The organism is Streptococcus sp. 1001283B150225_161107_H12, assembly GCF_015552665.1.
Lineage (GTDB): Bacteria > Bacillota > Bacilli > Lactobacillales > Streptococcaceae > Streptococcus.
In genome coordinates this window covers 204,159-229,933 of the sequence record NZ_JADNFC010000001.1, presented here as the reverse complement: position 1 = coordinate 229,933, position 25,775 = coordinate 204,159, and the positions used below count along the sequence as shown (strand labels likewise).

The 25,775-nt window shown below is 43.3% G+C and carries 20 protein-coding genes, 1 pseudogene and 1 riboswitch; of the genes and pseudogenes, 3 read left to right on the top strand and 18 right to left on the bottom strand.

What is annotated here, in order from left to right; all coding sequences use genetic code 11:
• Positions 1-166 precede the first annotated feature (166 nt).
• From I2C87_RS01020 to I2C87_RS00965, 12 genes are all read right to left on the bottom strand, one after another.
• Entirely contained in the window at positions 167-877 is a 711-nt protein-coding gene (locus I2C87_RS01020) for an ABC transporter ATP-binding protein (protein WP_003005434.1), read from the bottom strand.
• Positions 877-1,641 (bottom strand): ABC transporter ATP-binding protein, encoded by a 765-nt coding sequence (locus I2C87_RS01015; RefSeq protein WP_156676914.1) that lies wholly within the window; start codon positions 1,639-1,641, stop codon positions 877-879. The genes I2C87_RS01020 and I2C87_RS01015 overlap by 1 nt, the downstream gene beginning before the upstream one ends.
• Positions 1,641-2,588 (bottom strand): branched-chain amino acid ABC transporter permease, encoded by a 948-nt coding sequence (locus tag I2C87_RS01010; RefSeq protein ID WP_048715359.1) that lies wholly within the window; start codon positions 2,586-2,588, stop codon positions 1,641-1,643. The genes I2C87_RS01015 and I2C87_RS01010 overlap by 1 nt, the downstream gene beginning before the upstream one ends.
• Positions 2,589-2,591: 3 nt before the next feature.
• Complete coding sequence (locus I2C87_RS01005; RefSeq protein ID WP_009731472.1) at positions 2,592-3,461, bottom strand: branched-chain amino acid ABC transporter permease; 870 nt, start codon at positions 3,459-3,461, stop codon at positions 2,592-2,594.
• A gap of 81 nt (positions 3,462-3,542) precedes the next feature.
• Complete coding sequence (locus I2C87_RS01000) at positions 3,543-4,700, bottom strand: ABC transporter substrate-binding protein (RefSeq protein WP_006595827.1); 1,158 nt, start codon at positions 4,698-4,700, stop codon at positions 3,543-3,545.
• 92 nt (positions 4,701-4,792) lie between these two features.
• Positions 4,793-5,077, bottom strand: coding sequence for a DUF2129 domain-containing protein (locus I2C87_RS00995; RefSeq protein ID WP_195323694.1), 285 nt, complete (start codon positions 5,075-5,077; stop codon positions 4,793-4,795).
• Between the two features lie 130 nt (positions 5,078-5,207).
• Entirely contained in the window at positions 5,208-5,798 is a 591-nt protein-coding gene (locus I2C87_RS00990; protein WP_023024046.1) for an ATP-dependent Clp protease proteolytic subunit, read from the bottom strand.
• Between the two features lie 162 nt (positions 5,799-5,960).
• Positions 5,961-6,590, bottom strand: coding sequence for a uracil phosphoribosyltransferase (gene upp, locus I2C87_RS00985; RefSeq protein WP_048689715.1), 630 nt, complete (start codon positions 6,588-6,590; stop codon positions 5,961-5,963).
• A gap of 100 nt (positions 6,591-6,690) precedes the next feature.
• Positions 6,691-9,351 carry a magnesium-translocating P-type ATPase gene (gene mgtA / locus I2C87_RS00980; RefSeq protein ID WP_195323693.1) on the bottom strand — a complete coding sequence of 887 codons (2,661 nt, stop codon included), beginning with the start codon at positions 9,349-9,351 and terminating at the stop codon, positions 6,691-6,693.
• Between the two features lie 224 nt (positions 9,352-9,575).
• Positions 9,576-9,730: riboswitch (M-box (ykoK) riboswitch) on the bottom strand.
• A gap of 41 nt (positions 9,731-9,771) precedes the next feature.
• Positions 9,772-10,941 carry a MalY/PatB family protein gene (locus I2C87_RS00975; RefSeq protein ID WP_195323692.1) on the bottom strand — a complete coding sequence of 390 codons (1,170 nt, stop codon included), beginning with the start codon at positions 10,939-10,941 and terminating at the stop codon, positions 9,772-9,774.
• 9 nt (positions 10,942-10,950) lie between these two features.
• Positions 10,951-12,045, bottom strand: a complete 1,095-nt coding sequence (locus I2C87_RS00970; protein WP_048689723.1) for a cystathionine gamma-synthase — start codon at positions 12,043-12,045, stop codon at positions 10,951-10,953.
• A 140-nt stretch (positions 12,046-12,185) separates the two neighbouring features.
• The gene (locus I2C87_RS00965; protein WP_129822373.1) at positions 12,186-13,814 is read right to left on the bottom strand and encodes a putative polysaccharide biosynthesis protein; all 1,629 of its coding nucleotides are present in this window, start codon (positions 13,812-13,814) and stop codon (positions 12,186-12,188) included.
• A gap of 86 nt (positions 13,815-13,900) precedes the next feature.
• Between I2C87_RS00965 and I2C87_RS00960 the strand changes: the two genes are divergently transcribed.
• On the top strand, positions 13,901-15,346 hold the full coding sequence (locus tag I2C87_RS00960; protein WP_195323691.1) for a UDP-N-acetylmuramoyl-L-alanyl-D-glutamate--L-lysine ligase: 1,446 nt from the start codon (positions 13,901-13,903) through the stop codon (positions 15,344-15,346).
• A 37-nt stretch (positions 15,347-15,383) separates the two neighbouring features.
• Here I2C87_RS00960 and I2C87_RS00955 read toward each other — a convergent pair whose 3' ends face one another.
• The 4 genes from I2C87_RS00955 to pflA all read right to left on the bottom strand — a co-directional run bounded on the left by I2C87_RS00955 (position 15,384) and on the right by pflA (position 18,452).
• Positions 15,384-16,034 (bottom strand): DUF1803 domain-containing protein, encoded by a 651-nt coding sequence (locus I2C87_RS00955; RefSeq protein ID WP_195323690.1) that lies wholly within the window; start codon positions 16,032-16,034, stop codon positions 15,384-15,386.
• Complete coding sequence (locus tag I2C87_RS00950; protein WP_195323689.1) at positions 16,018-16,530, bottom strand: YiiX/YebB-like N1pC/P60 family cysteine hydrolase; 513 nt, start codon at positions 16,528-16,530, stop codon at positions 16,018-16,020. The genes I2C87_RS00955 and I2C87_RS00950 overlap by 17 nt, the downstream gene beginning before the upstream one ends.
• 63 nt (positions 16,531-16,593) lie before the next feature.
• On the bottom strand, positions 16,594-17,529 hold the full coding sequence (locus I2C87_RS00945; protein WP_048715372.1) for a manganese-dependent inorganic pyrophosphatase: 936 nt from the start codon (positions 17,527-17,529) through the stop codon (positions 16,594-16,596).
• Between the two features lie 128 nt (positions 17,530-17,657).
• On the bottom strand, positions 17,658-18,452 hold the full coding sequence (pflA, locus tag I2C87_RS00940; RefSeq protein WP_048689741.1) for a pyruvate formate-lyase-activating protein: 795 nt from the start codon (positions 18,450-18,452) through the stop codon (positions 17,658-17,660).
• A 214-nt stretch (positions 18,453-18,666) separates the two neighbouring features.
• Here pflA and I2C87_RS00935 point away from each other — a divergent pair.
• Together I2C87_RS00935 and I2C87_RS00930 are read left to right on the top strand one after the other, a co-directional pair.
• Positions 18,667-18,849: pseudogene (locus I2C87_RS00935) on the top strand (UTRA domain-containing protein); the annotation flags it as partial.
• Positions 18,850-19,115: 266 nt separating this feature from the next.
• The gene (locus I2C87_RS00930) at positions 19,116-24,005 is read left to right on the top strand and encodes a glycosyl hydrolase family 95 catalytic domain-containing protein (RefSeq protein WP_195323688.1); all 4,890 of its coding nucleotides are present in this window, start codon (positions 19,116-19,118) and stop codon (positions 24,003-24,005) included.
• Between the two features lie 54 nt (positions 24,006-24,059).
• Here the strand turns inward: I2C87_RS00930 and I2C87_RS00925 are convergent, their stop codons facing one another.
• Together I2C87_RS00925 and I2C87_RS00920 are read right to left on the bottom strand one after the other, a co-directional pair.
• Positions 24,060-24,863: an ABC transporter ATP-binding protein gene (locus I2C87_RS00925; RefSeq protein WP_048689747.1), complete on the bottom strand. Its 804-nt coding sequence runs from the start codon at positions 24,861-24,863 to the stop codon at positions 24,060-24,062.
• 13 nt (positions 24,864-24,876) lie between these two features.
• Positions 24,877-25,770, bottom strand: a complete 894-nt coding sequence (locus tag I2C87_RS00920; RefSeq protein WP_195323687.1) for an ABC transporter permease — start codon at positions 25,768-25,770, stop codon at positions 24,877-24,879.
• Positions 25,771-25,775: the final 5 nt, after the last annotated feature.

Below are 25,775 nucleotides of genomic sequence, written 5' to 3'. Positions count from 1 at the left end.
AATCATTCTCCTATGCTTTTCTTAGTTTTATTATACTTGATTTTTAGAATGATTTCAAACGCTTTCAGCAGTTTTCTCTTGTTTTCAAAATTTAGAAAAATCAAACAAGAGAGATGAAAAAAGAAAGGCCTTTAGGACCTTTCCTTTCAAACAAACTTTAAAAATCTTATCCACCAAGGTAGGCCTTGCGGACTTCTTCTGAGGCTAAGAGTTCTTTTCCTGTTCCGGTAAGAACGACTTTCCCTGTTTCGAGAACATAACCGCGGTCTGCGATGGCAAGGGCCTTGTTGGCATTTTGTTCAATCAAGAGAACAGTTGTTCCTTGTTTTTGGATATCTTGGATGATATCAAAGATTTCTTGGATAAAGATTGGGGCCAATCCCATAGAAGGTTCATCCAGGAGCAAAAGTTTTGGCGTCGACATGAGGGCACGACCCATTGCAAGCATTTGTTGCTCCCCACCAGATAGGGTGGCTGCATCTTGGTTCTTCCGTTCTTCCAAACGTGGGAAACGGGAGAAGACCTTCTTCAAGTTAGCTTGGTTTTCTTCTCGGTCTTTCTTCAAGAAAGCTCCCATTTCCAAGTTTTCCATAACGGTCAAGCCTGGAAAGACGTGGCGACCTTCTGGAACTTGAGAGAGTCCTGCTGCTACAATCTTTTGAGCTGGAACCTTTTGAATCTCCTGACCCAAAAACTCAATTTTCCCAGCACTTGGACGCACCAAACCTGAAATGGTACGAAGAATAGATGTTTTCCCAGCACCGTTAGCACCGATAAGAGAAACAACTTCTCCTTCATTTACCTCGAAACTGACATCACGGACAGCCTGGATCATGCCATAGTGTACAGAAAGATTTTCAACTTTTAACATAGACATTAGGCTTCACCTCCTAGATATGCTTCGATTACGCGTTTGTTACTCTTGATTTCATCTGGCGTTCCATGAGCAATCAATCGACCATATTCCAATACATAAATCCGTTCCGTTACTTCCATGACCAAGCTCATATCGTGCTCGATCAGCATGATCGTAATATTAAATTCTTTTTGAATGCGACGGATCAATTGGGTCAATTCTGCTGTTTCTTGAGGGTTCATCCCTGCAGCAGGCTCATCCAAGAAGAGAATCTTTGGCTCTGTCGCAAGGGCACGAACGATCTCCAAGTGACGTTGTTGTCCGTAAGCCAAGTTTTTCGCCAAGGTATCTGCTTCTTTTTCCAAACCGAAAATGGCTAACAATTCAAGGGCTTTTGCTTTCAAAGCTTCTTCATTCTTGTAATAGCTTGGCAAGCGAAAAAGACTCGCAAAGACATGTGGTTTGTGGTGGTTGGCAAAGGCAATCAAGACATTGTCCAAAACGCTCAAATCTTTAAAGAGACGAATGTTTTGGAAAGTCCGTCCCAGACCACCTGCAGCGATTTTATAAGGTGCTTTACCATTTAATAGGTGACCATCTAAGGTAATGGTCCCTTCACTTGGTTCATACACTCCTGTTAAGAGGTTGAAGAGGGTTGTTTTACCGGCACCGTTGGGCCCGATCAACCCAACCAATTCCCCTTCATTGAGTTCCATGGTCACATCCCCAACGGCTGTCAAACCACCAAAGTTTTTTGTTAAATTTTTTACTTCAAGAAGTGCCATTAGTTAGCCTCCTTTTTTGAGAGTAGTTTTTTCAAGCTGAATTCCCATGTTCCAAGAAGACCACCTGGACGGAAGATCATCACGAGAATCAAAGCCAATGAGTAAATGATCATACGTACACTTGAGAAGTCTTGAAGCACCATGTTCAAGATCCCCAAGACGATAGCTGCCACAACTGTTCCTGACATTGATCCCAAACCACCAAACACGACAATGATCAAGACATTAATAGTATTGGTGAAAGAGTAGTCTTTAGGAACAACAGAGCCGATAAAGCCAGCTTGGAGAGATCCAGCAATCGCCGCTGTGATCGCACCAAATACAAATGCAATGACTTTGACTTTGGTCGTATTAATCCCAACAGATTCTGCTGCGATTTCATCTTCACGAACAGAAAGGGTAGAGCGTCCAATTGGACTGCGTAAGAAGTTAATGGTAAAGATGGTTGTAATCACGACAAAAAGGTAAACCAATTGCCAGGTTGTAAAGGCTGGCAAACCAAGGATACCAGCGGCACCATTTGTTAGAGTACCCCCATTGACGATCAAGATCCGGATGATTTCAGAAACCCCAAGTGTCGCAATCGCGAGGTAGTCCCCTTTCAAACGAAGGGTTGGAACCCCAACAATCAAGGCCACAGCACCTGCGATCAAAGCACCTAAAACCATCGCGCCAAAGAAAGCCCCGTAGGTTGGTGATTTAGAACCGAGAATGGCTGCAGAATAGGCACCAATCGCCATAAATCCTGCATGACCGAGTGAGAATTGACCTGAAAAACCAACGATGAGGTTCAAGCCAACTGCAAGAATGATATTAATCCCAATTTGTTCCAAAATTTGGATATAAAAGAGGTTGAGCACACCCGCTGCTACTAAGACTTGGATCAAGGCAAAACCTGCGACCAAAAGACCAAGCCAGACTAAATTCACTTTTAGATTTTGTTTCATGGCTTACACCTTCTCTTTCACATTTTTACCTAGGATACCTGCTGGACGGATGAGCAAGATCACAATCAAGATGGCATACACAATGGCATCACGGAAGTCTGAAAGGCCAATCGCTGTGGCGAAGGTTTCCAATAAACCGATGACAAAGCCACCTAGGGCCGCGCCTGGAATGATTCCGATTCCACCAAGAACGGCTGCGACAAAGGCTTTGATCCCTGGTGTCATCCCCATCAAAGGTTCGATTGAGTTGTAATACAAACCGATCAAAACCCCACCAGCACCAGCTAAGGCTGATCCCAAAGCAAAGGTAAAGCTGATGGTCCGGTTTACGTTAATCCCCATCAATTGAGCGGCATCGCTATCGACAGAAACGGCCCGCATGGCTTTCCCCATCTTTGTCTTTTGGATAATAAATTGAAGAGCGACCATCAAGAAAATAGACACTCCTAAAATCATCAACTGAATGTTAGAGATCGAAATGGGACCAAAATTGTAACGAACAGTTTCAATGACTTGTGGGAAGGAACGGGTATTGGCCCCTACAAAGAAGACCATCCCGTATTCGAGCAAGAAGGAAACCCCAATGGCTGTAATCAAGGCTGCAATCCGAGTTGAATGGCGAAGCGGACGATAAGCTAGGTATTCAATCACAACCCCTAAAATAGCTGTCCCGACCATAGCCAGAAGCAAGGCTACAAAGAAGTTAACCTTCAATGAGTTCAATAAGAAATATCCCATAAAGGCACCTACCATGTAGATATCCCCATGGGCAAAGTTGATCAATTTGATAATTCCATACACCATAGTATAACCAAGGGCCAAGAGTGCATAGACACTTCCCAAGATTAGACCGTTCACTAATTGCTGGAGCATTTGAACCATCCTTTCTAATAATAAAGAGCGAGGCCAGGAATTTTCATTCTCCCAGCCTCTTGTACAAACAACAAATGATAATTAAGGTTTAACCGACTCAACTGACTCAACTTTACCATCTTTTAAGCCAATCATAAGTGCAGATTTAACCGGATTATGGTCTTTGTCAATAGACATTGTACCAGTAACACCTTCCAAGTCTTTCAACTTCGCAAGGTTGTCTTTCAATTCGACAGAGTTCTTAGCACCTTTAGATGCTTCTGCAACCATGTAAACTGAATCATACGCCAAAGCTGCAAACATTGAAGGTTCTTCGTTGTATTTTGCTTTATAAGCTTCTACGAATTTCTTGGCTTTATCAGTCATTTCACCTTCAGTAGAGAATCCAGCTACGTAGTAGATGTCTGTAGCTGCAGCAGGTGTTGCTTGTTCAACGAATTTAGCATCGCTAAATCCATCACCACCAATGATTGGTTGTTTGATTCCCATACCACGTGCTTGGTTTACGATTTTACCAGTTTCAGTGTAGTACCCTGGAAGGACAATCGCATCGAAGTCTTTGTCTTTGATTTTTGTAAGAGCAGCTTGGAAGTCTGTATCCTTAGATTGGAAAGTTTCTGTTGCTACGATTTCACCTTTATAAGATTTCTTAAAGGCTTCAGCAATCCCTTTCGCATAGTCAGATGAATTATCGTAGTAAAGAACAACTTTCTTCGCTTTCAAGTTATCCGTTGTATATTTAGCAATGATTTGTCCTTGGAAGCTATCGATGAAGGTTGCACGGAAAAGGTAATCTTGACCTTTTGTCAAATTATCTTGTGTTGCTGATGGTGTTACCAATGGAACACCTGCTTTACCAGCATTCGCAACAGCTGCGGCAGTGGCACCTGAAGTAGCAGGCCCTACAAGAGCGTTCACTTTTGATTGAGTGACAAGGTTTGTAGTGATTGTAGCTGCTTCAGCTGTTTCAGATTTGTTATCTTTGTCTGTGACAACAATCTTCTTACCATCAGCTCCACCATTAGCATTGATTTCATCAACGGCTAATTGAGCACCTTTTTGTTCAGCACTACCATATGCTGCTACTTCACCAGTTTTTTCAAAGTTAAAACCGATTTTTAGTTCTTTGCCGATTTCGTTACCAGTTGTGTTTGAACCTGAAGTTGAAACTTCACCACAGGCCGCAAGAAGAGCGACACTTGCAATTGTTAAAAATGAAAGAGCAAATTTTTTCTTCATTTGTAATAATCTCCTTAAATAATCTTAAAATAAATACATATTAAGAATATACCGAATTATCTGACAATTGTCAATATAAAAAACACAATCCTTTAAATGATTGCGTTTTCTACTTGTGTTTCATCCTGTTGACGATGCAAACTTCCTACAAAATCACGATCCAATTCTTGGATATGACATATTTGAACCTTCTTTACAAAGCGTTCTTTTTTTAATTGCTGCACGATTTCAAGGACTTGAGGACTATCGACATAGACCTGTACATAGCGCATTTTTTTGGAATGATAGATCACATCCCCAATTTCCTTTAATTTCTTTGCATCTCGATTATAATACAATTTTACAATTAAGCCTGTTCTAGCTTGCTTCTCAAACATACACAATCCCTTTCTGCTTCTGTTACAAGTATAGCAAATTTCAGGTAAAAATACTATCTTTTTCTAGAAAGTAAAGAGTATCCTAAAAACCCTCTCCTGTCAAAGGAGAGGGCTGGATAGTTAAGATTTCTTATCCGAGATTGTTGTTGGCCATGATTTCATCGATGAAACCATAAGCTAAGGTTTCTTCTGCAGTCATCCAATTATCCCGTTCCGCATCAGCGTGGATTTTCTTGATGGTTTGACCTGAATTTTCTGCCAAGATTTTTTCCAATCTGTGACGTGTTTTCAAGAGGTGTTCTGCTGCAATGGCCATATCCGTTTGTTGAGTACCGCCACCAGTACCACCCATTGGTTGGTGAATCATGTACTCAGCATTTGGCAACATGAAGCGTTTGCCTTTGGCACCGCTTGATGCAATCACAGTCCCCATTGAAGCGGCCATCCCCATGACAATGGTTTGGACGTCTGATTTGATAAAGTTCATAGTATCGACGATTGCCAAACCTGCAGAGACAGAGCCTCCTGGCGTATTGATATACATATAGATATCTTTAGTATTATCTTGGGCATCCAAGAAGAGCAATTGGGCAATAATAGAATTGGCCATTTGGTCTTCTACCGGTCCTGTCACCATGATAATACGGTCTTTTAAGAGGCGTGAGTAAATGTCGTATGAGCGTTCGCCACGACTAGTTTGTTCAATTACTACTGGAATCATTCATTCATCTCCTTTTATCCATTATAACCGGCACCATCTCACGAGTTTCATCCGGTTGATTCGAGAGGCTAGCTCTCCTTCCATTCTTTATAAAAGCTATTATATCCCATTGGTCAACAAAGGTCAAATTTTTGCTTTCCTAAAGATGGATTGGAAATGTGCTTATTTGGTACCAAACAAACGGTCCCCAGCATCACCTAAACCTGGAACGATATAGCCGTTTTCGTTGAGGCGTTCATCCAAGGCTGCAGCAAAGATTTCGACATCTGGATGAGCTGTTTGAAGAGCTTCCACTCCTTCTGGTGCTGCAACCAAGCAGACAAATTTAATATGGCTTGCACCACGTTTCTTTAATGAATCTACCGCTAGGATTGCAGATCCCCCAGTCGCCAACATTGGATCTACCACAAAGATTTGACGTTGGTCGATATCTTCTGGCAATTTCACCAAGTATTCAACTGGTTTCAAGGTTTCTTCATCGCGGTACATTCCGATGTGACCAACTTTAGCAGCGGGTACCAAACTCAAGAGTCCGTCTACCATCCCGATCCCTGCACGAAGGATTGGAACAATCGCTAGTTTTTTACCAGCAATCTGTTTTTGAACTGTTTTTGTAATGGGTGTTTCGATTTCTACATCTTCAAGAGGAAGCTCGCGCAAAACTTCGTATCCCATCAACATAGCAATTTCATCTACTAATTCACGAAAAGCCTTTGTAGAGGTATCAGTCCGACGCAAAATAGACAATTTATGCTGAATCAGTGGATGTTTAATAACTTCAAGTTTTCCCATTGTGGTTCCTTCTTTCTCTATATTCATCTTATTATATCAAAAAGGAAGAAAAAGGCCTACAAATATGCAAACCTTTTCTTTTCTTATTTTAATGACTAGCTTATAGCCACTCCTTGTACTTGCCAATATAATAGTGTTTGACCAGGGTGACACTTGCCATATAAAGGAAGAGAATTCCCGCTAGTAATAGGAAGTAAAGACTATTTAGTGGCGCTACTTTCAATAAGGAAGCCAGTGGGCCATATGGTAGGAAGGTCACAAAGAGGGCTCCCAATAGGGTCGTTGCCATGACTGCAAGGGCTGGCCGACTTTGAACAAAGGGCAATTTTGGAGAGCGGAGCATATAGATGACCATAGTTTGGGACCACATGGACTCAATGAACCAGCCGGTTTGAAAGAGCATGATGAAGAGTCCCGCACTGTCTGCTCCATGGACATAGCCATAGCCTGTAATCATGGGTACGATAATAAAGTAGAGAGCGATAAAGGTCAAGATGTCAAAGACAGAGGAAATAGGACCAAACCAAGCCATAAAGCGGGTAATGGATTTTGCTTCCCAAATCCGAGGTTTCTTCAAGAAGTCCTTATCAACCCGGTCGAAAGGCAAGGCGATACAGGAAAGGTCATAAACCAAGTTCAAAACGATGAGATGGATAGGGGCCATTGGAAGAAAAGGAAGGAAAATACTAGCAAAGAGAAGAGAGAAGATATTTCCGAAATTCGAAGAAACAGTCATCTTGATGTACTTGGTCATGTTGGCATAAACTTTGCGGCCTTCTACCAAGCCTTTTTCGAGGACCATCAAGTCTTTATCCAGAAGGATAACATCTGCTGTTTCTTTGGCAATATCGACAGCTGTATCAACCGAAATCCCCACATCTGCCACTTTCATAGAAGGAGCATCGTTGATCCCATCTCCCATATAGCCGACCTTGTGGCCATTTGCTTTGAGTTGCAAGATAATGCGTGCTTTTTGATCTGGAGATAATTTTGCAAAAACGGTGGTGATTTCTACTGCTTGGGCCAAGTCTGAATCAGAGAGACTGTCGATATCGCTACCCAGCAAAATGCGGTCAACATCCAGTCCCACCTTTTCACAAACCGCTTGGGTCACTTTCTCATTATCACCCGTAAGGATTTTAGTAGCAACTCCGTATTCCGCAAGGGTATTGATGGCTGGTGCTGCAGATGGTTTTGGTGGATCTAAGAAGGCTAGGTAGCCCGTCAAGATCATGTCTGCTTCATCTGCCACTTCAAAGGCATAGCCTTCCTCAAGATTTGATTTGTAACTAACCCCTAGCACGCGCAAACCTTGTTCATTCAGCTGAGCCACCTCTGCCAAGACGTCTTCCCGCACTTGGTCTGTTAGGGGGATAATCTCATCCTTGTATTCTACATAGTTAGAGACTGCTAGCATTTCTTCCAAGGCTCCCTTGGTGACCATGCTCACGATTCCCCCCTCATCTTTGACAATGACACTCATCCGCCGGCGTTCAAAGTCAAAAGGCAATTCATCAATTTTTTGGAAGCTTTGGTCCAAGCCTCTGACAATCTCATGTTTCTTAGCCTCTCTTTCTGTCCGACTGATAATGGCGCGGTCCATTAAGTTTTTGAGGCCGGTTTGGAAGTAAGAGTTGAGATAGGCCCGACGAAGGACGGACAAATCCAAGTCCCCACGAATGTCGAGGGGGTATTCGAGTACGATCTCATCTTGGGTCAAGGTTCCTGTCTTGTCCGTACAGAGGATATCAATAGCGCCTAGATCTTGAATAGCGTTGAGCTTTTTGATGACCACCTTTTCTTTGGCCATGATAATGGACCCCTTGGCCAGGCTAGCTGTGATAATCATTGGGAGCATTTCCGGAGTCAAGCCCACCCCTACACTGAGGGCAAAGACCCCTGCTTCTAGCCAATCCCCATCTGTCAAACCATTGATAAAGAAGACGATGGGTACCATAACCATCATGAGTCGGATCAACAACCAAGAGATGGTGTTCATTTCTCGTTCAAAAGAGGTTGGTTCATCATAAGTATTGATGGTTTGCTCAATCGCTCCCATCATGGTTTCATCCCCAACGACCAAGACCAAGGCTGTTGCTCGACCTGAGATGACGTTGGTCCCCATGAAAGCTAGACTTTCACTCTCCAAAAGACTATCCAGATTTTGGCCAGTCGCTTTTTTCAAGCAGACTTTTTCGACAGCATCGCTCTCTCCAGTCAAACCAGACTGTTGAACGAAGAAGTCTCGAGAATCTAACAAGACCACATCTGCTGGGATCATGTCACCTGCACTCAATTTGATCAGGTCTCCCACAACGATCTCATCAATGGGAATTTCTTCTTCTTTGCCTTCTCGAATCACTGTTGCAGTATTGACAATCATGCGAGAAAGGTTGCTAGCAGCCTTGTCACTTCGCAATTCTTGAATAAAGCGAATCCCTCCAGAGAGAAGAACGAGGACGACAATGATGAGAGAGGTCGTTGGATCTTCCTCACCTGGTTTGGCTAACCAAACATTGGTCACCAGAGAAACAAGGGCAATGAGCAGTAAGATGACTGTGAAGGGATTGATGATGGATTCAACAATCCGTTTCCAGATAGAATCATCTTGCCCCTTTGTGAGGACATTTTCTCCATAGCTATCCCGGTTTTCCTCTACTTGGTCTTCCGTCAAACCAGACCAGCTAGATTGATAGGTTGCTATGGTTCTTATTTCTGCATCTTGCAATGCAGCAATGAGTCTTTCTTTTGTTGTTTGCATTGGAATCTCCTTTTAAATCAGGAGCCAAACGCTTATAGAGTCCCGATGACACAAATCAGCGATTGGCTGGCTATGTGCGGTTCGGGATGATCGTCGATTTGTATCATAGTGCTCTCCTTTTCTACTTGATAGGTTGGGAGGCTTCTTAAGCATAAGAAAAGAGCCCTCCCCTTTTACAGGTAGGACTCATTAAACTCGTCGTTTATTTTTTAATGAAAATTCTCAAAAAATAGACCGTCCAAGCTTTAGCTCCGCAAGGCAATGAAATGAGCTTAGTCTTGACCTTTGCGATCAGGACTGTTGACCAACGAGTAGTGTCTCCACTGCTTTGCGGTAGTCATCCGTATCCTTGTGGTAGCCTCACCTACCGTTATTCCCCTTGAGTATACTCCTCCCCTATAGAAAAGTCAACCCTTAAAATCAACCTTTTTTAGGAAAATTTGTTACAATCCGATCGACAATCTCTTGGACTAGGGTTTTCGGAGCTGCCACATTCAAACGGGCATGTTGCTTCCCTTCTACTCCAAAGTCTGTCCCTTTATTAAGGATGACCTTAGCCTGGTCATGAAGTCGAGCATGGAGTTCTTCCTCTGACAAACCGTAGGCAGAAAAATCAAGCCAGAGTAGATAGGTCCCTTGCGGTTTCATCACACCAATGTCTGTCTGCTCACGCAAAACTTCTACAGTGTAGTTGATATTTTCTTCCAAGACTTCCTTTAAGTCCTCTAACCAGCCTTTTCCATTCTGATAGGCTACTTCGGTGGCGATAAAGCCAAGGGCAGAAATCTCATGTTGATTGTTTCGCAACTGTCGAGCTTGGAAGGATTTCCTTAGTGCATCATTTTCGATGATGGCATAGGAATTTTTTGTCCCTGCGATGTTGAAGGTTTTGGTCGCACTCGATAAGACAAGGGTGAACTCCTTAAAGCTTGGATCAATCGTATTAAAAGAAACGTGCTGGTGGCCAAACAATACCAAATCTTGGTGAATTTCATCGGAAACAAGCAAGACCCCATATTTTTGACAGAGGCGACCAATCTTTTCTAGGACTTCTCGTTCCCAAACGCGACCGCCTGGATTATGAGGATTGCACAGGATGTAGAGCTTGACTTGGTGCTCCACAAAGTCTTTTTCCAATTGCTCAAAATCAATTTGGAAGAGTCCATCCACTTCTACTAAGGAATTAGTCACTAATTTGCGTTGATTGAGGCGGACACTACGGGCAAAGGGTGGATAGACTGGCGTATTGATGAGAACAGCCTCGCCTTCCTTAGTGAAAGCCTGAATAGCCGTTGAAATAGACGGAACCACACCTTCCATAAAGACAATGGCTTCCTTCTCAAACACATATCCATGCTCTGACTTTTCCCACTCCTGAACAGCTCGGTAAAGCTCTTCACTAGGATAGGTGTATCCGTAGACCAATTGATCTGCGTAATCTCGAATGGCTTGTCGAACCGCAGGCAAGGATTCAAAATCCATATCTGCAATCCAAGCAGGAAGAAGCTCTGGATCTTGCTCTGACTCCTTCCACTTGCTAGTATGATGCCCCAAACGATTAGGGACAGTCAAAAATTGTTCTTTTCCCATGATGGACTCCTATCTAGCCAATGCTTGTTCTAAATCCTCAATCAAATCCCGTGCATCTTCAATTCCGATGGAAAGGCGAAGCAAGTCATCCGTTAACCCATAGGAATGACGAACCTCTGCAGGAATATCTGCGTGGGTCTGTGTAGTTGGGTAGGTAATCAAACTCTCCACTCCACCTAAGCTTTCTGCAAAGGTAAAGACTTGCAAGTGGTTCAAAATGGTTGGAATCTTTTCTTGGTGGCTTACTTTAAAGGAAACCATGCCTCCCTTGCCAGTATACAAGACTTCCTTAACAGCTGGATGCCCCTTCAAGAATTCCACTACCTTCTTCGCATTTTCTGTGGAGCGCTCCATACGAAGGGCTAAGGTTTTTAAACCACGGATCAATTGGTAGCTGTCAAAAGGAGAGAGAACAGCTCCAGTTGTGTTTAAGTTATAAAAGAGTTGCTCATAAAGGCCTTCATCATCAGTCACTACAACCCCAGCCAAAACGTCATTATGACCTGCTAGATACTTGGTCGCTGAGTGGAGGACGATGTCTGCTCCTTCTTCAATTGGACGTTGGTAGATAGGGCTATAGAAGGTATTGTCTACAATCACTTTTGCCCCTTTTTCATGAGCGAGTTTAGCTAATTTCTGGATGTCAAACTCCAGCATGAGTGGGTTAGTAGGCGTTTCAATATAGAGAATATCCACCTCTCCCTTCAATCCCTCTACCAATTCTTCTTCAGAATTTGCATAGGTAAAGAAAAAGCGTCCTTCTTGTTCCATTTGGTTAAACCAACGGAAAGAGCCTCCATAAAGATCTCTTACTGCCAAGACCTTACTGCCAACTGGAAAAATACTAAAAGCTAAGACAATGGCAGACATACCTGAGCTCGTCACCAAGGCATGTTCTGCACTCTCAATAGCTGCCAAGGTCTTTTCAGCGTTTACCCGCGTCGGATTCTTGGTACGGATATAGTCAAAACCAGTAGATTGACCAAACTCTGGATGCTGGTAAGTGGTTGAAAAATGAAGCGGAGTAATCAAAGCCCCTGTTGCTGGATCCGACTTGATCCCCGCTTGAGCTAGGATGGTGTTAATATTCTTTTTGTGACTCATACAAACCTCCAATTGACGTAAATTCAATTGTCTCTATTGTATCACTTCTTTAGATGATTCGGTTTTTCCTTTTTCAAGAGCTAGATATAGCTTCAAACTATAATGAAAAAAAGAGGTGGGATAGCCCCAACCTCTACTGGTTATGAAATATGAAATTTATTTCGAAGACTAGCTGCCTTGCTACCAATGAAGCGATCTAAGAAACGAAGACGAAGACCGAGGCCACCGTATACGACGATTCCCACACCACCAATCAGAGATACATAAATCATGCTTGTCACTCGACCATTTGGTTTGATGACCAAGCCAAGGATAAAGCCTGCAACTAGGACCACCAAGAGCATGATCAAGGTGAGAATGGCTGTCAATAAGCTTCGTTTGAAGACTGTCTTGCGATTGAAATGAGTCACCTGATGAATTTCCTTGTACATAAGAACAATCGGAATCATGAGACCAATTGTAGTAGAAAGAAGAGGACCATAGGCTTTAAAGACATAAATGAACGGTACTTGGAGAATCAGTTTTACCAATACTCCATAGCCAAAGTAAAGAATTGCCTTCCGATTTTGGAAAAGAGCCTGGATCATTGGAGAGAGAACCGTATACAAACCTAAAATAATCGTCTGTAGCATGGCTAGGATAAAGAGTCCCAAAGCCAGGGAATCTGGTTTCCCGTAAAAGACCGTATAGAGAGGCTCTGCAATGGCTACTGCTCCAATCGTCGCTGGAAGCAAGAAGGCTACTAGCATGGTCAAATTATCTTGAACCAGCTTACCTGCAGCCCGGAAATCACCCTTGACATAGTTCTCTGTTAGGAGAGGGATTCCCACCCCACCGATCGATGTCGCAACTGCAATTAAAATCATGGTGATCTTGTTCGGATTCGCTGAAAAGTAGCTGAACTGAACCAAAAGCTCTGAACGAGTGAAGTTGGTGAACCAAGACATGACATTGCTATAGGTCATCTGGTCGATGATTTGGAAGAGTTGAATGGCTGATCCTGTCACAATGAACGGAATTGCTTCACGAATGGTATCCCACAAGAGAGCCTTGGTATCAATCTGGCTATCAGACTCTGGGCGATGGATAATGTGCTGTAGAAGCCCTGTTTTCCAGAGGTAATAGACGAGGACTAGGAGACTTGCTCCCATCCCAATAAAGGCTGCAAAAGTGGACTGGGTCACAGCTTCAACGTAATCACCTGAGCCGACCTTCATAATGAAGTAGGCTGTCAAGAGCATCCAGATAACCCGAATCACTTGCTCAGCAATTTGACTGATAGCATAAGGTTTCAGATTGTTATGCCCTTGGAAGAAGCCACGAATGACACTCATGGAAGGGAAAATCAAGACTGCCCAAGACAAGCTCTGCATGACAGGGATTAGGTCTTTCCCACCTCCTGATAGGTTTGCAAAGACTGGAGAAAGCACATACATGATAATGGCAAAAACTAAGCCCAATAAAGACATGAACTTAAGGAAGCCACGAATCATGGCAAAACTATGTTCTTCTTGCCCCTTGGTATTGTACTTGGCCACCTGCTTAGCGACTGCTACCGGGACGCCTGCTGTTGAAATCAGCAAAAACCAAGCGTAGATATTGTAGCCCATGGTAAAGAGACCGTTTGCCTCTGCGCCATGCTTGCCCATCCAGATATACCAAGGGATGATATAGGCCGCTCCTAAGAGACGACTAATGAAATTACTGGCTGTTAACCAGACTGTACCTCGAAGCATCTGGGCCTGTTGATTACTTGTTTCGTTACTCATATGTTTCCTCTGCTTTATAGTCTTCTTTCATTATAAACTTTTCCTTTACACTTGTAAAATAAGGTCTTTCAGTTTAAAATAGGATTATGATAAAGATAGAAACTGTACTAAACATTTTAAAAGAGGATCACAACTTTCGTGAGATCCTACAAGACGGAGAATACCACTATTCAGCAAGTGGTGTTTCTTTTCATCAAATTAGCTACGATAGTCGAAAGGTCAACGCTGAGACCCTCTTTTTTGTCAAGGGAGCAAATTTCAAGAAGGAATTTTTGGAGCAAGCGATCGAGCAAGGTCTCCAGTGGTATGTCGCTGAGCAAGACTTTGAGGTCAGCATCCCAGCCATTATTGTTACGGATATCAAACAGGCTATGAGCTTGATTGCCATGGAATTCTATGGCCACCCTGAGCGCCAGCTAAAACTCTTAGCCTTTACAGGGACCAAGGGAAAAACGACTTCTGCTTACTATGCCTACAAGATTCTTGAGCAAGGACACCGTCCAGCCATGCTATCCACTATGAATACAACCTTGGATGGCAAGACCTTCTTCAAATCAACCTTGACCACTCCAGAAAGCATTGATCTTTTTGAAATGATGGCCCAGGCAGTTGCCAACGATCGGACCCACCTGATTATGGAAGTTTCTAGCCAAGCTTATTTGGTGAAACGGGTTTACGGTCTGACCTTTGATGTCGGTGTCTTCCTCAACATCAGCCCTGACCATATTGGACCAATTGAGCATCCAACCTTCGAAGACTATTTCTACCACAAACGTCTTTTGATGGAAAATAGCCGTGCTGTTGTCGTCAATAGCGATATGGATCATTTTGAGATTCTTGCGGAACAAGTCGCTGAGCAAGACCACGACTTCTACGGTAGTCAATCAAGCAACCAAGTCCAGAACTCAAAAGCCTTTAGCTTTTCTGTCACTGGCAAGCTGGCGGGAGATTATGATACCCAGCTCATCGGTCACTTCAACCAAGAAAATGCTGTGGCTGCAGGTCTTGCCTGCCTTCGTTTAGGAGCGAGTCTCGAGGATATCCAAAAAGGAATTGCCAAGACGCGCGTTCCTGGCCGAATGGAAGTCTTGACTCAGAAAAATGGAGCCAAGGTCTTCATCGACTACGCCCATAATGGAGATAGCTTGAAAAAGCTGCTCTCAGTAGTTGAAACCCATCAAACGGGGACCATTTCACTGGTCCTTGGATCAACCGGTAATAAGGGAGAAAGCCGTCGCAAAGACTTTGGCTTACTCTTAGAAGACCATCCTGAGATTCAAGTCTTCCTCACAGCGGATGATCCCAACTATGAAGATCCTTTGGCTATCGCTGAAGAGATTAGTAGTTATATCACGCGACCTGTCGAAAAAATCGCAGATCGCGAACAAGCCATTCAAGTGGCTATGGCAATGACTAGCAAGCCTGAAGATGCCGTCATTATCGCCGGAAAAGGAGCTGACTGCTACCAAATCGTCAATGGCGTAAAAGAAGAATATCCAGGCGATGCCGCCATCGCTGAACGTTACCTATAATCAAACGAAAGAAGGCTAGGAAAATTCCTAGCCTTTTTTATTGTTTGATAAACATCAGTCTTTCCTTATCCAAGTCCACTGCTAATTCATATTTTCCTTCATCATTTTTGCGGATATAGCCTAAGACTTCTAAACTATCAACAAAGATGTCTCTGCGCTTTTGTTGGACTTCTTCTTTTTTGAGGAACTTGAGCAAAAAGCTGGTCATATACTTGAGAGCATACTCGGGATTCACATCGCCCAAAATAGCATAGAGTTTCTCTTGCTCCTCCGTCAAAGGATATTGGTGTTTCACCTTGTAGAAGTAATTGGAAAGAGTCTGTGCATGTCGTTCGAAGTCAGTCTCCTCTATGAGAATTGCTGCATTAGTCGTGTTGCGAAGTTCTGTTTGGAAGACCTTGGCTTTTAATTCTTGATAAACTGCACTGTCCTCTCGAACAAAGACCTCTTGATCCAGTTCAACTCGATCAGCTGACTCTAAGAAAGGCAAATTGAGAGTGTAGCGTTTATTTTCTCGAAGGATGAAGCCCTCTTTGATATACTCCTCCATCAGCTTATCCACTGGTTGATCTGGAAATTGGGCCTTGATTTGCCGCAGGATCACATCATCCTGCTGGTCCAGATAGTTGATCAAGTCCTTGAAAAATGGCTGACGTGTCAAACGTGTGGGATTAATGATCTGAATCATCCAAATACCTTTCTTTAAACTGTAGACGGGGAGACTGGGCTAACTGACTCGGGTTGGTTCCGGGCTGATCTAGAGGAACGGCTAAGCCAAGGTCCTTGTAGTAATCCAGCCAGAACGGACTAATCTCCTCTTCCTCATCTCCAAACTTCATGGGAATGGTCTCAAAAACAGGGAGTAGTTCAGCGATGAACTGGGAACAATAGAAACCTTTTCCATCTGGATAAAAGGACGCATTGTAGGGAGCTCCTAAAAGGCTCTCTGCTCGCTTTTTGACTTCTTCGTAATCAATCGCCGTATAGCGATAAAGGTCATAGACTTTTCCAGCTTCAAAGAAATCTTCGGGTGACTGGGAAAGAACGCCACCTTCCACCCTAGCATGATAGACCTGTCCGTCCAAAAAGATAGCCACATGGCTATAGTTGCCAGTTGATGCCTGGATGGCTTGCCCTATATCCGAATCATCTTTCACAAAGATTAAATCACCATTTTCTAGCATATTTCTCTCCTAGAAAAAAAGGAGCCAAAACTCCTTTTTAACAATGGGTATCCCCATCTATCATTAAGCATTAAAGCTTTCAGTCAATTGAGGAACCACTTGTTTCTTACGTGAAACGGCACCTGGAAGGAAAGCGTGGTTGTTTTCAAGTTTGAAGTTGAAGGCTGCTTCTACCTTGTCCATATTAGCACCAAGAGCCAAAATTTCTGAGTTTGAGTTGACGATGTCTGTAATCATCAAGACAAAGTCAGAGTAGCCGTTAGCTGCATTTGCGGCTTGGATGGCTGCTTCGATTTCAGCTTGGCGTTCCAAAACTTCAGCGATATCAACTGTATTGACTTGAGCCACACGGACATTATTTCCGTTGAGTTCAAAGGTCTTAGCATCGATATCAATCAACTCTTCTGCTGATTTGCTTGCCAAGTTGGTACCAGCCTTGAGCATGGCAAGACCGTATTCTTCCAAGTTGACACCAGCCAATTCTGCCAATTCAGGCGCAATCACTTTATCAGATGGGTGTGTTGTTGGAGATTTCAAAAGGAGGGTATCTGAGATCAAACCTGAAAGCATCAAACCAGCGATTTCTTTTGGCACTTCTACACCGTGTTCTTTGAACATGCGGTACACGATAGAAGATGCTGATCCAACTGGTTCCAAACGCATGTAAAGTGGGCTGGCAGTTTCAAAGTTAGCCACACGGTGGTGATCCACCACACCATATACTTCTACTTCAGCGATATCTGAAACAGATTGTTGGAATTCATTGTGGTCCGTCAAGATGACTTGCTCTGCACCTTCTGCTTTGGCTGATGTGATGACGCGTGGTGCTTCCACACCAAAATAGTCCAACACGAAAGCTGTTTCTTCATTTGGAGTTCCAAGAGCCACTGCTTCTGTATCCAAACCATAAGCTTCTTTTGCAAGATAAGCAAAAGCTACAGATGAGCCGATGGCATCTGAGTCAGGATTTTGGTGACCAAAAACGAGAATTTTTGACATGTTTCTACCTCTTCATTTTCATTTGTATATTCACTCTATTTTAGCACGTTTTTCCGTTTAAAGAAAGGGAATAGTGATGCTTTTCATCAGAAAAAGACAGCTGGAAGGACCAACTGTCTCGATCTATTTTATCCTTTAACCCGTTTCAAGTAATCTTGGTAACTTTCAGTTTCCATCAAGTCCTTCGCATTTTGGACCCGTTCTTTTGTCGGTGGTTTCACACCCTCCAACTTGTAAGGAATGCCCAATTCCCGCCATTTGAACTCACCCATGGTATGGTAAGGCAAAATCTCAAATTTATCGACATTTTTAAGGGTTTTAACAAATTTCCCAAGTTCGATCAAATCATCATCTCGGTCTGTAAGCCCAGGGACCAAAACGTGACGAATCCAGACGGGTTTTCCAATATCAGACAAATACTTGGCACAGGCTAAAATATTCTTGTTCGTTTGACTGGTTACAAATCTGTGCCGTTCATCGTTAATTTCCTTGATATCCAGAAGCACCAAGTCTGTCACTGCCATTAATTTATCAAATTTTTCCAGGTAACGAGGGGTATTGCGGAAAGGCAGAGCACAGGTATCGAGCGTGCAGTGAATGCCCAACTCTTGAGCCTTGGTGAATAGGGCAATCAAAAAGTCTATCTGTAAGAGGGCTTCTCCACCACTGACCGTGATCCCACCTTTTTGACCCCAGAATCCACGATAGCGGAGAGCTTCTTCCAATACATCATCCACTGTTCGTTCTCTAGACATGTTGGTTTCCATAGCCCAAGTATCCGGGTTATGGCAATACTGACACCGCATTTGACAGCCTTGAAGAAAGACAATAAAACGGATCCCTGGTCCATCCACTGCACCGAAGCTTTCCGTAGAGTGTACCATTCCTGTTACTTTTCCATAGTCAACTGTTTCATTTTCCATGTCTTGTCCTTCTCTCTTGAAAACGTTTTATGGTTTTATTATACCATGATTCCTTATGAATAAAAGGATTTTAATGATTTTTTAGAAAATAAACTGTTTTTCAATTTCAACCTATTGTATTAGTACAGGCCCTTCCAGTCGCTCTTGATTGCTCCTATTCTCTCTGACAAAAAAAGAAAACGAAGAGCCGTTTTCTTTTTTAAATATCTTAACAATCTTGATTTCACCAATCGATAATCGCGACAAAATCTTATTGGATCTTGGAAAAGACCAACACGTGGTGACGGTCCGTTCCCAAGTTCACCTAGCAGACGGACGACAATTCCAGTTCACCGAAAGTCGACACAAATTAGACAAGTTTCACTTTGTCGACTATGCAAAAAGACATCAAAAATAAAGTACTCCGCAGACAGTTAAGAATGGACTCAACTGTTTTTTTTTACGATATCCGAAAATGAAAACTGTTTTCAGCCCAAAATAATAGCTAATTTATCTCTTATTTCTCTACTATTTCAAGAAATAACACTCTCAAATATGCATCTTACCTAAAAGCTATTGACATTTTCCTGTTTCCCTATTAAATTGGGTATGATAGAAATAAATATGAAGGGACTGTCTTTAACTGAAAATGTAAGCGGTCTCAAAAAATTAGAGGAGAGTTCTATGGACCAAAGATTTTTGGAAAAATCCTGTCGTTATAGTATCCGCAAACTAACTGTTGGTACGGCTTCTGTTTTATTAGGAGCCATTTTTCTCGGCTCACACCAGGTAGGTGCTGATAGTATTGTTGGAAGCCAAAACGAAAGCAACCACCTTGAAGCTGCCCCAGCCATAGAGAGCCCGACTGATGGAACCGGAGAAGCCAAACCAGAAAATCCGTATATCGCTCCTATTTCTGAAGAAAAAAGCTCGTCACCTGATACAGAAGTTCAAAGCAAGCATACAGCCACTTCGACTACTTCGATTGAGCCAAATGAAGAAAGGGAAACTATGAAAGTTGAGACTCCCGTGACCAAACAAACAGATTATCATTTAAGCTACAATCAACCTGCTGCTGCTACCTATGATGGGTGGGAAAAACAAGCTCTCCCAGTCGGAAATGGAGAAATGGGCGCTAAGGTTTTCGGACTCATCGGCGAGGAAAGAATTCAATACAACGAAAAAACTCTTTGGTCTGGTGGACCACAACCGGATAGCACCGACTACAACGGAGGAAACTACCAAGATCGCTACAAAGTCTTAGCAGAAATCCGTAAGGCCCTTGAAGCTGGAGACCGCCAAAAAGCGAAACAGTTAGCCGAAGAAAATCTAGTAGGACCAAACAACGCTCAATACGGACGCTACTTATCTTTCGGTGATATCTTTATGGTCTTTAACAACCAAAAGAAAGGTTTGGAGAACGTTACCAACTATCACCGTGACTTAGATATTACAGAAGCTATCACGACTACTTCTTATAGCCAGGATGGAACCACCTTTAAACGCGAAACCTTCTCTAGCTATCCAGATGATGTTACTGTGACCCATTTGAGTAAAAAAGGGGATAAGACCCTCGATTTTACCCTTTGGAATAGCTTGACAGAGGATTTACTTGCGAATGGTGACTACTCTTGGGAATATTCGAAGTATAAACAAGGGACAGTCACGACCGATTCAAATGGTATCTTCCTCAAGGGGACTGTCAAAGACAATGGCCTTCAATTTGCCTCCTATCTTGGAATCAAGACAGACGGACAAGTCACTGCCCAAGATGGCTATTTGACTGTCACTGGAGCCAGCTATGCGACCCTTTTACTCAGTGCCAAGACTAATTATGCTCAAAATCCAAAAACCAATTACCGCAAAGATATTGATGTAGAAGTTACTGTCAAATCGATCGTCGAGGCTGCTAAAGCCAAAGATTATGAAACTCTGAAACATGACCACATCGAGGACTACCAAAGTCTTTTCAACCGTGTCCAACTAAATCTTGGTGGTAATAAGTCTAGCCAAACGACAAAAGAAGCTCTCCAAACCTATGATCTTACAAAAGGGCAAGAACTAGAAGAACTCTTCTTCCAATACGGACGTTACCTACTGATCAGTTCTTCTCGTAACCGGACAGATGCCCTTCCTGCCAACTTGCAGGGAGTCTGGAATGCTGTAGATAATCCACCTTGGAACGCTGATTACCACCTCAATGTCAACCTACAAATGAACTATTGGCCTGCCTACATGAGTAATCTTGCAGAAACGGCTAAGCCAATGATCAATTATATCGATGACATGCGTTACTATGGCCGTATTGCTGCTAAAGAATATGCCGGTATCGAATCCAAAGAAGGTCAGGAAAATGGATGGCTGGTTCATACTCAGGCGACACCATTTGGATGGACTACTCCTGGTTGGAATTATTATTGGGGTTGGTCTCCTGCTGCCAATGCTTGGATGATGCAGAATGTCTATGACTACTATAAATTCACCAAGGATGAGGCTTATCTCAAAGAAAAGATTTACCCAATGCTCAAGGAAACAACCAAGTTCTGGAATTCCTTCTTGCACTACGACAAGGCTAGTGACCGTTGGGTTTCTTCTCCGTCTTACTCGCCAGAGCATGGTACTATCACGATCGGAAATACTTTCGACCAATCTCTAGTTTGGCAACTCTTCCACGACTATATGGAGGCAGCCAATCACCTCAATGTCGACCAAGATTTGGTGACAGAAGTGAAGGCTAAATTTGACAAGCTCAAACCACTCCACATCAACCAAGACGGCCGTATCAAGGAATGGTACGAGGAAGACAGTCCTCAATTCACCAACGAAGGCATTGAAAACCATCACCGCCACGTTTCCCATCTAGTTGGACTCTTCCCAGGTACTCTATTTGATAAGGACCAGCCTGAATATCTGGAGGCCGCACGCGCAACTTTGAACCATCGTGGAGATGGCGGTACAGGTTGGTCCAAGGCTAATAAAATTAACCTCTGGGCTCGTCTCTTAGACGGAAACCGCGCTCATCGTTTATTGGCAGAACAGCTAAAATCTTCAACTCTAGAAAACCTCTGGGATACCCATGCGCCTTTCCAAATCGATGGGAACTTTGGTGCAACCAGTGGGATGGCAGAAATGCTCCTTCAGTCTCACACAGGCTATATTGCCCCATTACCAGCCCTTCCAGATGCTTGGAAAGACGGTCAAGTCTCAGGTCTCGTGGCCCGTGGCAACTTTGAAGTCAGCATGAAATGGAAAGAAAAAAATCTTGAGACATTAGCTTTCCTTTCCCATGCAGGTGGAGATTTAGTGGTCGATTATCCATACATCGAATCGAGTATTGTCAAGATTAACGGGAAAGAAATCAAGCCAACTCTTCTGAAGGGCAATCGGATTCAGATTGCCACTCAAAAAGGGGATCGGATCACCTTTGAAAAGTTACCAGAGCGGATCACTCGCCTATCTGCTGTGAGAAAAGATGCTGTAACAGCTGAACTCGATTTCAATCCGGTTACAGATGCGACCCACTATGTCATCAGTCGAGAAAGCAAAGATGAAAGCAGTGACGCTCCTTCTATCAAGGAATTCCTAACCAATGTCACTCATTTCATCGATCGCTCCATCGATTCTCTCCATAGCTATAGCTATTCTGTTAGAGCCATGATTGGGGAGCACTCAAGGCAAGCATCCGAATCTGCGTCAATCCAACCAGTTGTCGAATTGATGGATGACAGAGATCCTCGTGTTCAATACGGTCCTGCCTTCCATAACTGGGAAGACGCTGACCTATTTGCAGGAACTGAAAAATATGCTGACCTAACTGTCGATAGCTATTCTGACAACGATGCCACTGCTAGGATTACTTTTAATGGACGAGGAATTGAAATCTATGGCCTCAAATCATCTGAATTAGGCCTAGCGGAAGTTCAAATCGATGGCAAGAAAGTAGGAGACCTGGATTTCCACATATCGGGAGAGACGGAAAAAAGTGCTCTAATCGGTCGGTATACAGGACTTCCTGATGGAGAGCATCTCCTGACTCTAACCGTGAAGAAGGAACACTTGAACCGAGGGAATGAACGCTCAAAAATTTCCATAGATTACTTTAAAATCTATCCGGGTCAAGGGGCGACTGTTGAAAAGATGGATGACAGAGATTCTCGTATCCACTATGGCTCCTTGTTCAAGGACTGGAATGAATCAGGCTTATATCAAACGACAGAAAAATACGCGACTCTCCAAAACGTGGATCCATCTCAGTATTCAGAGGCCAAAGCAACCATTCCTTTCACTGGTACAGGTATTCGTATTTACGGCTTAAAATCTTCTGACTATGGAAAAGCCTTAGTCACCATAGATGGAAAAGAAATGCCAAGTTTGGACTTCTACTCAAGTGCTGACTATGAAAAGAATGTGTTGATTGGCGAGTATACAAACTTAAGCAATGGAAATCATATCCTCAACTTGACAGTAGATCCTAACTCTCCTGATGACAGAAAGATGATTTCCCTGGATTCATTTGACATCCTGAAGCCGTCAACAGTATCCCTGGATACCCCAAGCCTGGCCCCAATAAAAGCAGGCGATCAGACCATTACACTCACACTTCCGTCTGGGGAGTGGGATGCTATTGCCCTTCATTTCCCTGGGGAAAAAGATCCTATTTTCCTCAAAAAAACGGACGAGCAGCACGTCATCCTATCAGATGGAAATCGAGTGTTAGCGATTAAGGACCAGCAAGTTGAATTGCCGATCCCAGAAACTGCTCATCAAAAACAAACTCAGATTATCTCAGCCTATGCCATTCGAGGAAAGACCATCACTAGTCCGGTCGTCTCTCTCTTACCTGCTATTGTGACAAGTTTGGGAGACCAAGAACCACCTGTGGTGACCCTTCCTGAGTACACAGAGCCAATCGGCACTGCTGGACAGGAGGCGGCTATCCACTCTCTACCTGAATATGTCCTTCGAGTACTGAAAGACCAAACAAGCCAGGTAGAGGTCATTAGTGGAGAAAATGAGATTGGTAGTGACAGTCATTTAGAGATTCAAAAGGTCCTTGACCAAGGACTCTTTGGCAAAACCTACGATGCTTTCAACCTTCAACTCAAGGATAAAGAAGGGAATCCAGTTCCAGTAAAAGGAAGTGTACTGGTACGACTTCCACTATCAAAAGAAGTGAAGCAAGTCTATGTCTTGACTCCTAATCAAGAACTCCGACCATTAGCATTTACACTACGAGAGGGCATGATTGAATTCCTGGCACAAGAGTTAGGAACCTTTGCCATTGTCTACCAGTCGGAACCAGAAGTCGGAACCAGAAGTCCAGATTCCTATGAAAAAGTTGAGCCCATCGTCTCAGGAAGAATGGTTCAAAACGGGAACATCCTAGTTGAAGAATCTATTCATCCAACTGATATCCGAAACACTCTGACTAGTGTTCCCAACTCTAAACAAGACCAGGCTTCGCAAAGACAACTTCCAAAAACAAATCATGAACAACGTTCATACCTACTCTTCTTAGCAGGACTCAGCCTTATTCTCGCAGCTACTTTCCTAGAGAAAAAGAAAAACGTTTAGCTATATGTAGCTAACAACATCAATAAAAAGGATGGAATCTCCATCCTTTTTCGTTTATCCTAAAACCAATTCGTCACTCACCAAGGTTTCACCACTGTTCTGATGGAAAAGGCGCATCAAGTCTTCAACCGTCAGGTTCTTCTTTTCTTCCCCTTTAACGTCGACCACAATCTTGCCTTGGTAGAGCATGATCAACCGATTGCCATATGCGATGGCATGGTTCATATCATGCGTAATCATCAAGGTTGTCAAATCATGGCTTTCCACGATCTTTTGCGTCAATTCCATGACCATTTCACTGGTCTTGGGATCGAGCGCTGCGGTATGTTCATCCAGTAGCAAGAGTTTGGGTTTGACCAAGGCAGCCATGACCAAGGTCAAAGCTTGCCGTTGTCCCCCTGATAAGTATTGCGTGTCCACTTTGAGGCGATTTTCCAAGCCAATATTGAGTTCCTTCAAGGCTGCTTTAAATTCCTCGCGTTCTTTTTCTTTGACCCCCCAACTGAGTCCCCGTTTTGCTCCACGTTTTTTAGCAATGGCCATATTTTCTTCAATGGTCAAGCGGGAAGCCGTCCCCATCTTAGGATCCTGGAAAACACGCGCAATATCCTTGGCACGCTTCCGAACACTAGTCTGCTTAATGGATTTTCCTTCTAAAAGGATATCTCCTTGGTCCACTTGCAGGCCACCTGCCAGAATATTCATCAAGGTCGATTTACCGGCTCCATTTCCTCCGATGACAGAAATGAAATCTCCTTCTTCTACTGTCAGATCCAAGCCTTTGAGAACATGGTTTTCATTGACCGTACCTGCTTCGAATGTCTTATGGATATCTTCAATTTTTAACAATGTTGCCATTTATCTTCTCCTTCTAGTTGCTGGTTAATTTCAATCCACGAATCTTGAGACGTTTCTGGGCTTCTGGGGCGAACAAGACCAAGGCCAAGAGAATAGCATTAAACAAACGGACCAAGTTTTGGTCTAGGTTTGGAATTTCGTAGATATTGAGAATAATGAGGCGGTAGACAATTGCCCCCACTCCAATCGAAAGCAAGCGTCCTCCAATGGTCAAATCATGGATCAAGACTTCTGCTAAAATAACAGCACTGAGACCTACGACGATGGTCCCTGTACCAGAAGTCACGTCTGAGAAGCCATCTGTCTGAGCAAAGAGAGCCCCACACAATGCCACCAAACCATTGGAAATCATGTAACCGAAAATCTTCATGGTGTCCACATTCACCCCATTGGCCTCACTCATCGGGATATTGTCACCAGTCGAACGAAGAACCAAACCAATCTGGGTTTTCATCAAGAGGGTCAAAATCAGACAGACCAATAACAAACAAGTAATACTAACAGCAAAGACCGCCTCCTCATTGGACAAACCCAATCCCATCACAGACTTGAAAATGGTACTAGAATCTCCAATGGATAAATTAGGGACGCCCCCCATGATCTTAATATTGATCGAATAGAGACCCGTCAGAGTCACAATCCCTGTTAAGAGCGCTGGGATCTTCATCTTGGTATGAAGAAGACCAGAGATCAATCCTGCTAGCATCCCTGCTAAAATCGAGAAGAGGGTCGCTAGCCAAGGGTTTTGCCCTGCTTGGATTTGGGACGCAACGACTGCAGCACCAAGTGGGAAAGCCCCTTCTGCTGTCATATCCGCTATATCTAAAATGCGGAATGTTAAGAAAATACCAATGGCCATAATCGACCACAATAAACCTTCAGATAAACTTGATAATACTAAATCCATCAACC

Coding starts and splice junctions, on each gene's coding strand:
- I2C87_RS00975 (WP_195323692.1), bottom strand. CDS start 10,941: ATGGGAAAAGAACAATTTTTGACTGTCCCTAATCGTTTGGGGCATCAT.
- I2C87_RS00925 (WP_048689747.1), bottom strand. CDS start 24,863: ATGGCAACATTGTTAAAAATTGAAGATATCCATAAGACATTCGAAGCA.
- I2C87_RS00995 (WP_195323694.1), bottom strand. CDS start 5,077: ATGTTTGAGAAGCAAGCTAGAACAGGCTTAATTGTAAAATTGTATTAT.
- I2C87_RS01000 (WP_006595827.1), bottom strand. CDS start 4,700: ATGAAGAAAAAATTTGCTCTTTCATTTTTAACAATTGCAAGTGTCGCT.
- I2C87_RS01015 (WP_156676914.1), bottom strand. CDS start 1,641: ATGGCACTTCTTGAAGTAAAAAATTTAACAAAAAACTTTGGTGGTTTG.
- pflA (WP_048689741.1), bottom strand. CDS start 18,452: ATGGAAAATGAAACAGTTGACTATGGAAAAGTAACAGGAATGGTACAC.
- I2C87_RS00920 (WP_195323687.1), bottom strand. CDS start 25,770: ATGGATTTAGTATTATCAAGTTTATCTGAAGGTTTATTGTGGTCGATT.
- upp (WP_048689715.1), bottom strand. CDS start 6,590: ATGGGAAAACTTGAAGTTATTAAACATCCACTGATTCAGCATAAATTG.
- I2C87_RS01020 (WP_003005434.1), bottom strand. CDS start 877: ATGTCTATGTTAAAAGTTGAAAATCTTTCTGTACACTATGGCATGATC.
- I2C87_RS01010 (WP_048715359.1), bottom strand. CDS start 2,588: ATGAAACAAAATCTAAAAGTGAATTTAGTCTGGCTTGGTCTTTTGGTC.
- I2C87_RS00950 (WP_195323689.1), bottom strand. CDS start 16,530: ATGCTAGAAAATGGTGATTTAATCTTTGTGAAAGATGATTCGGATATA.
- mgtA (WP_195323693.1), bottom strand. CDS start 9,351: ATGCAAACAACAAAAGAAAGACTCATTGCTGCATTGCAAGATGCAGAA.
- I2C87_RS01005 (WP_009731472.1), bottom strand. CDS start 3,461: ATGCTCCAGCAATTAGTGAACGGTCTAATCTTGGGAAGTGTCTATGCA.
- I2C87_RS00930 (WP_195323688.1), top strand. CDS start 19,116: ATGGACCAAAGATTTTTGGAAAAATCCTGTCGTTATAGTATCCGCAAA.
- I2C87_RS00965 (WP_129822373.1), bottom strand. CDS start 13,814: ATGAGTAACGAAACAAGTAATCAACAGGCCCAGATGCTTCGAGGTACA.
- I2C87_RS00970 (WP_048689723.1), bottom strand. CDS start 12,045: ATGAGTCACAAAAAGAATATTAACACCATCCTAGCTCAAGCGGGGATC.
- I2C87_RS00990 (WP_023024046.1), bottom strand. CDS start 5,798: ATGATTCCAGTAGTAATTGAACAAACTAGTCGTGGCGAACGCTCATAC.
- I2C87_RS00955 (WP_195323690.1), bottom strand. CDS start 16,034: ATGATTCAGATCATTAATCCCACACGTTTGACACGTCAGCCATTTTTC.
- I2C87_RS00960 (WP_195323691.1), top strand. CDS start 13,901: ATGATAAAGATAGAAACTGTACTAAACATTTTAAAAGAGGATCACAAC.
- I2C87_RS00945 (WP_048715372.1), bottom strand. CDS start 17,529: ATGTCAAAAATTCTCGTTTTTGGTCACCAAAATCCTGACTCAGATGCC.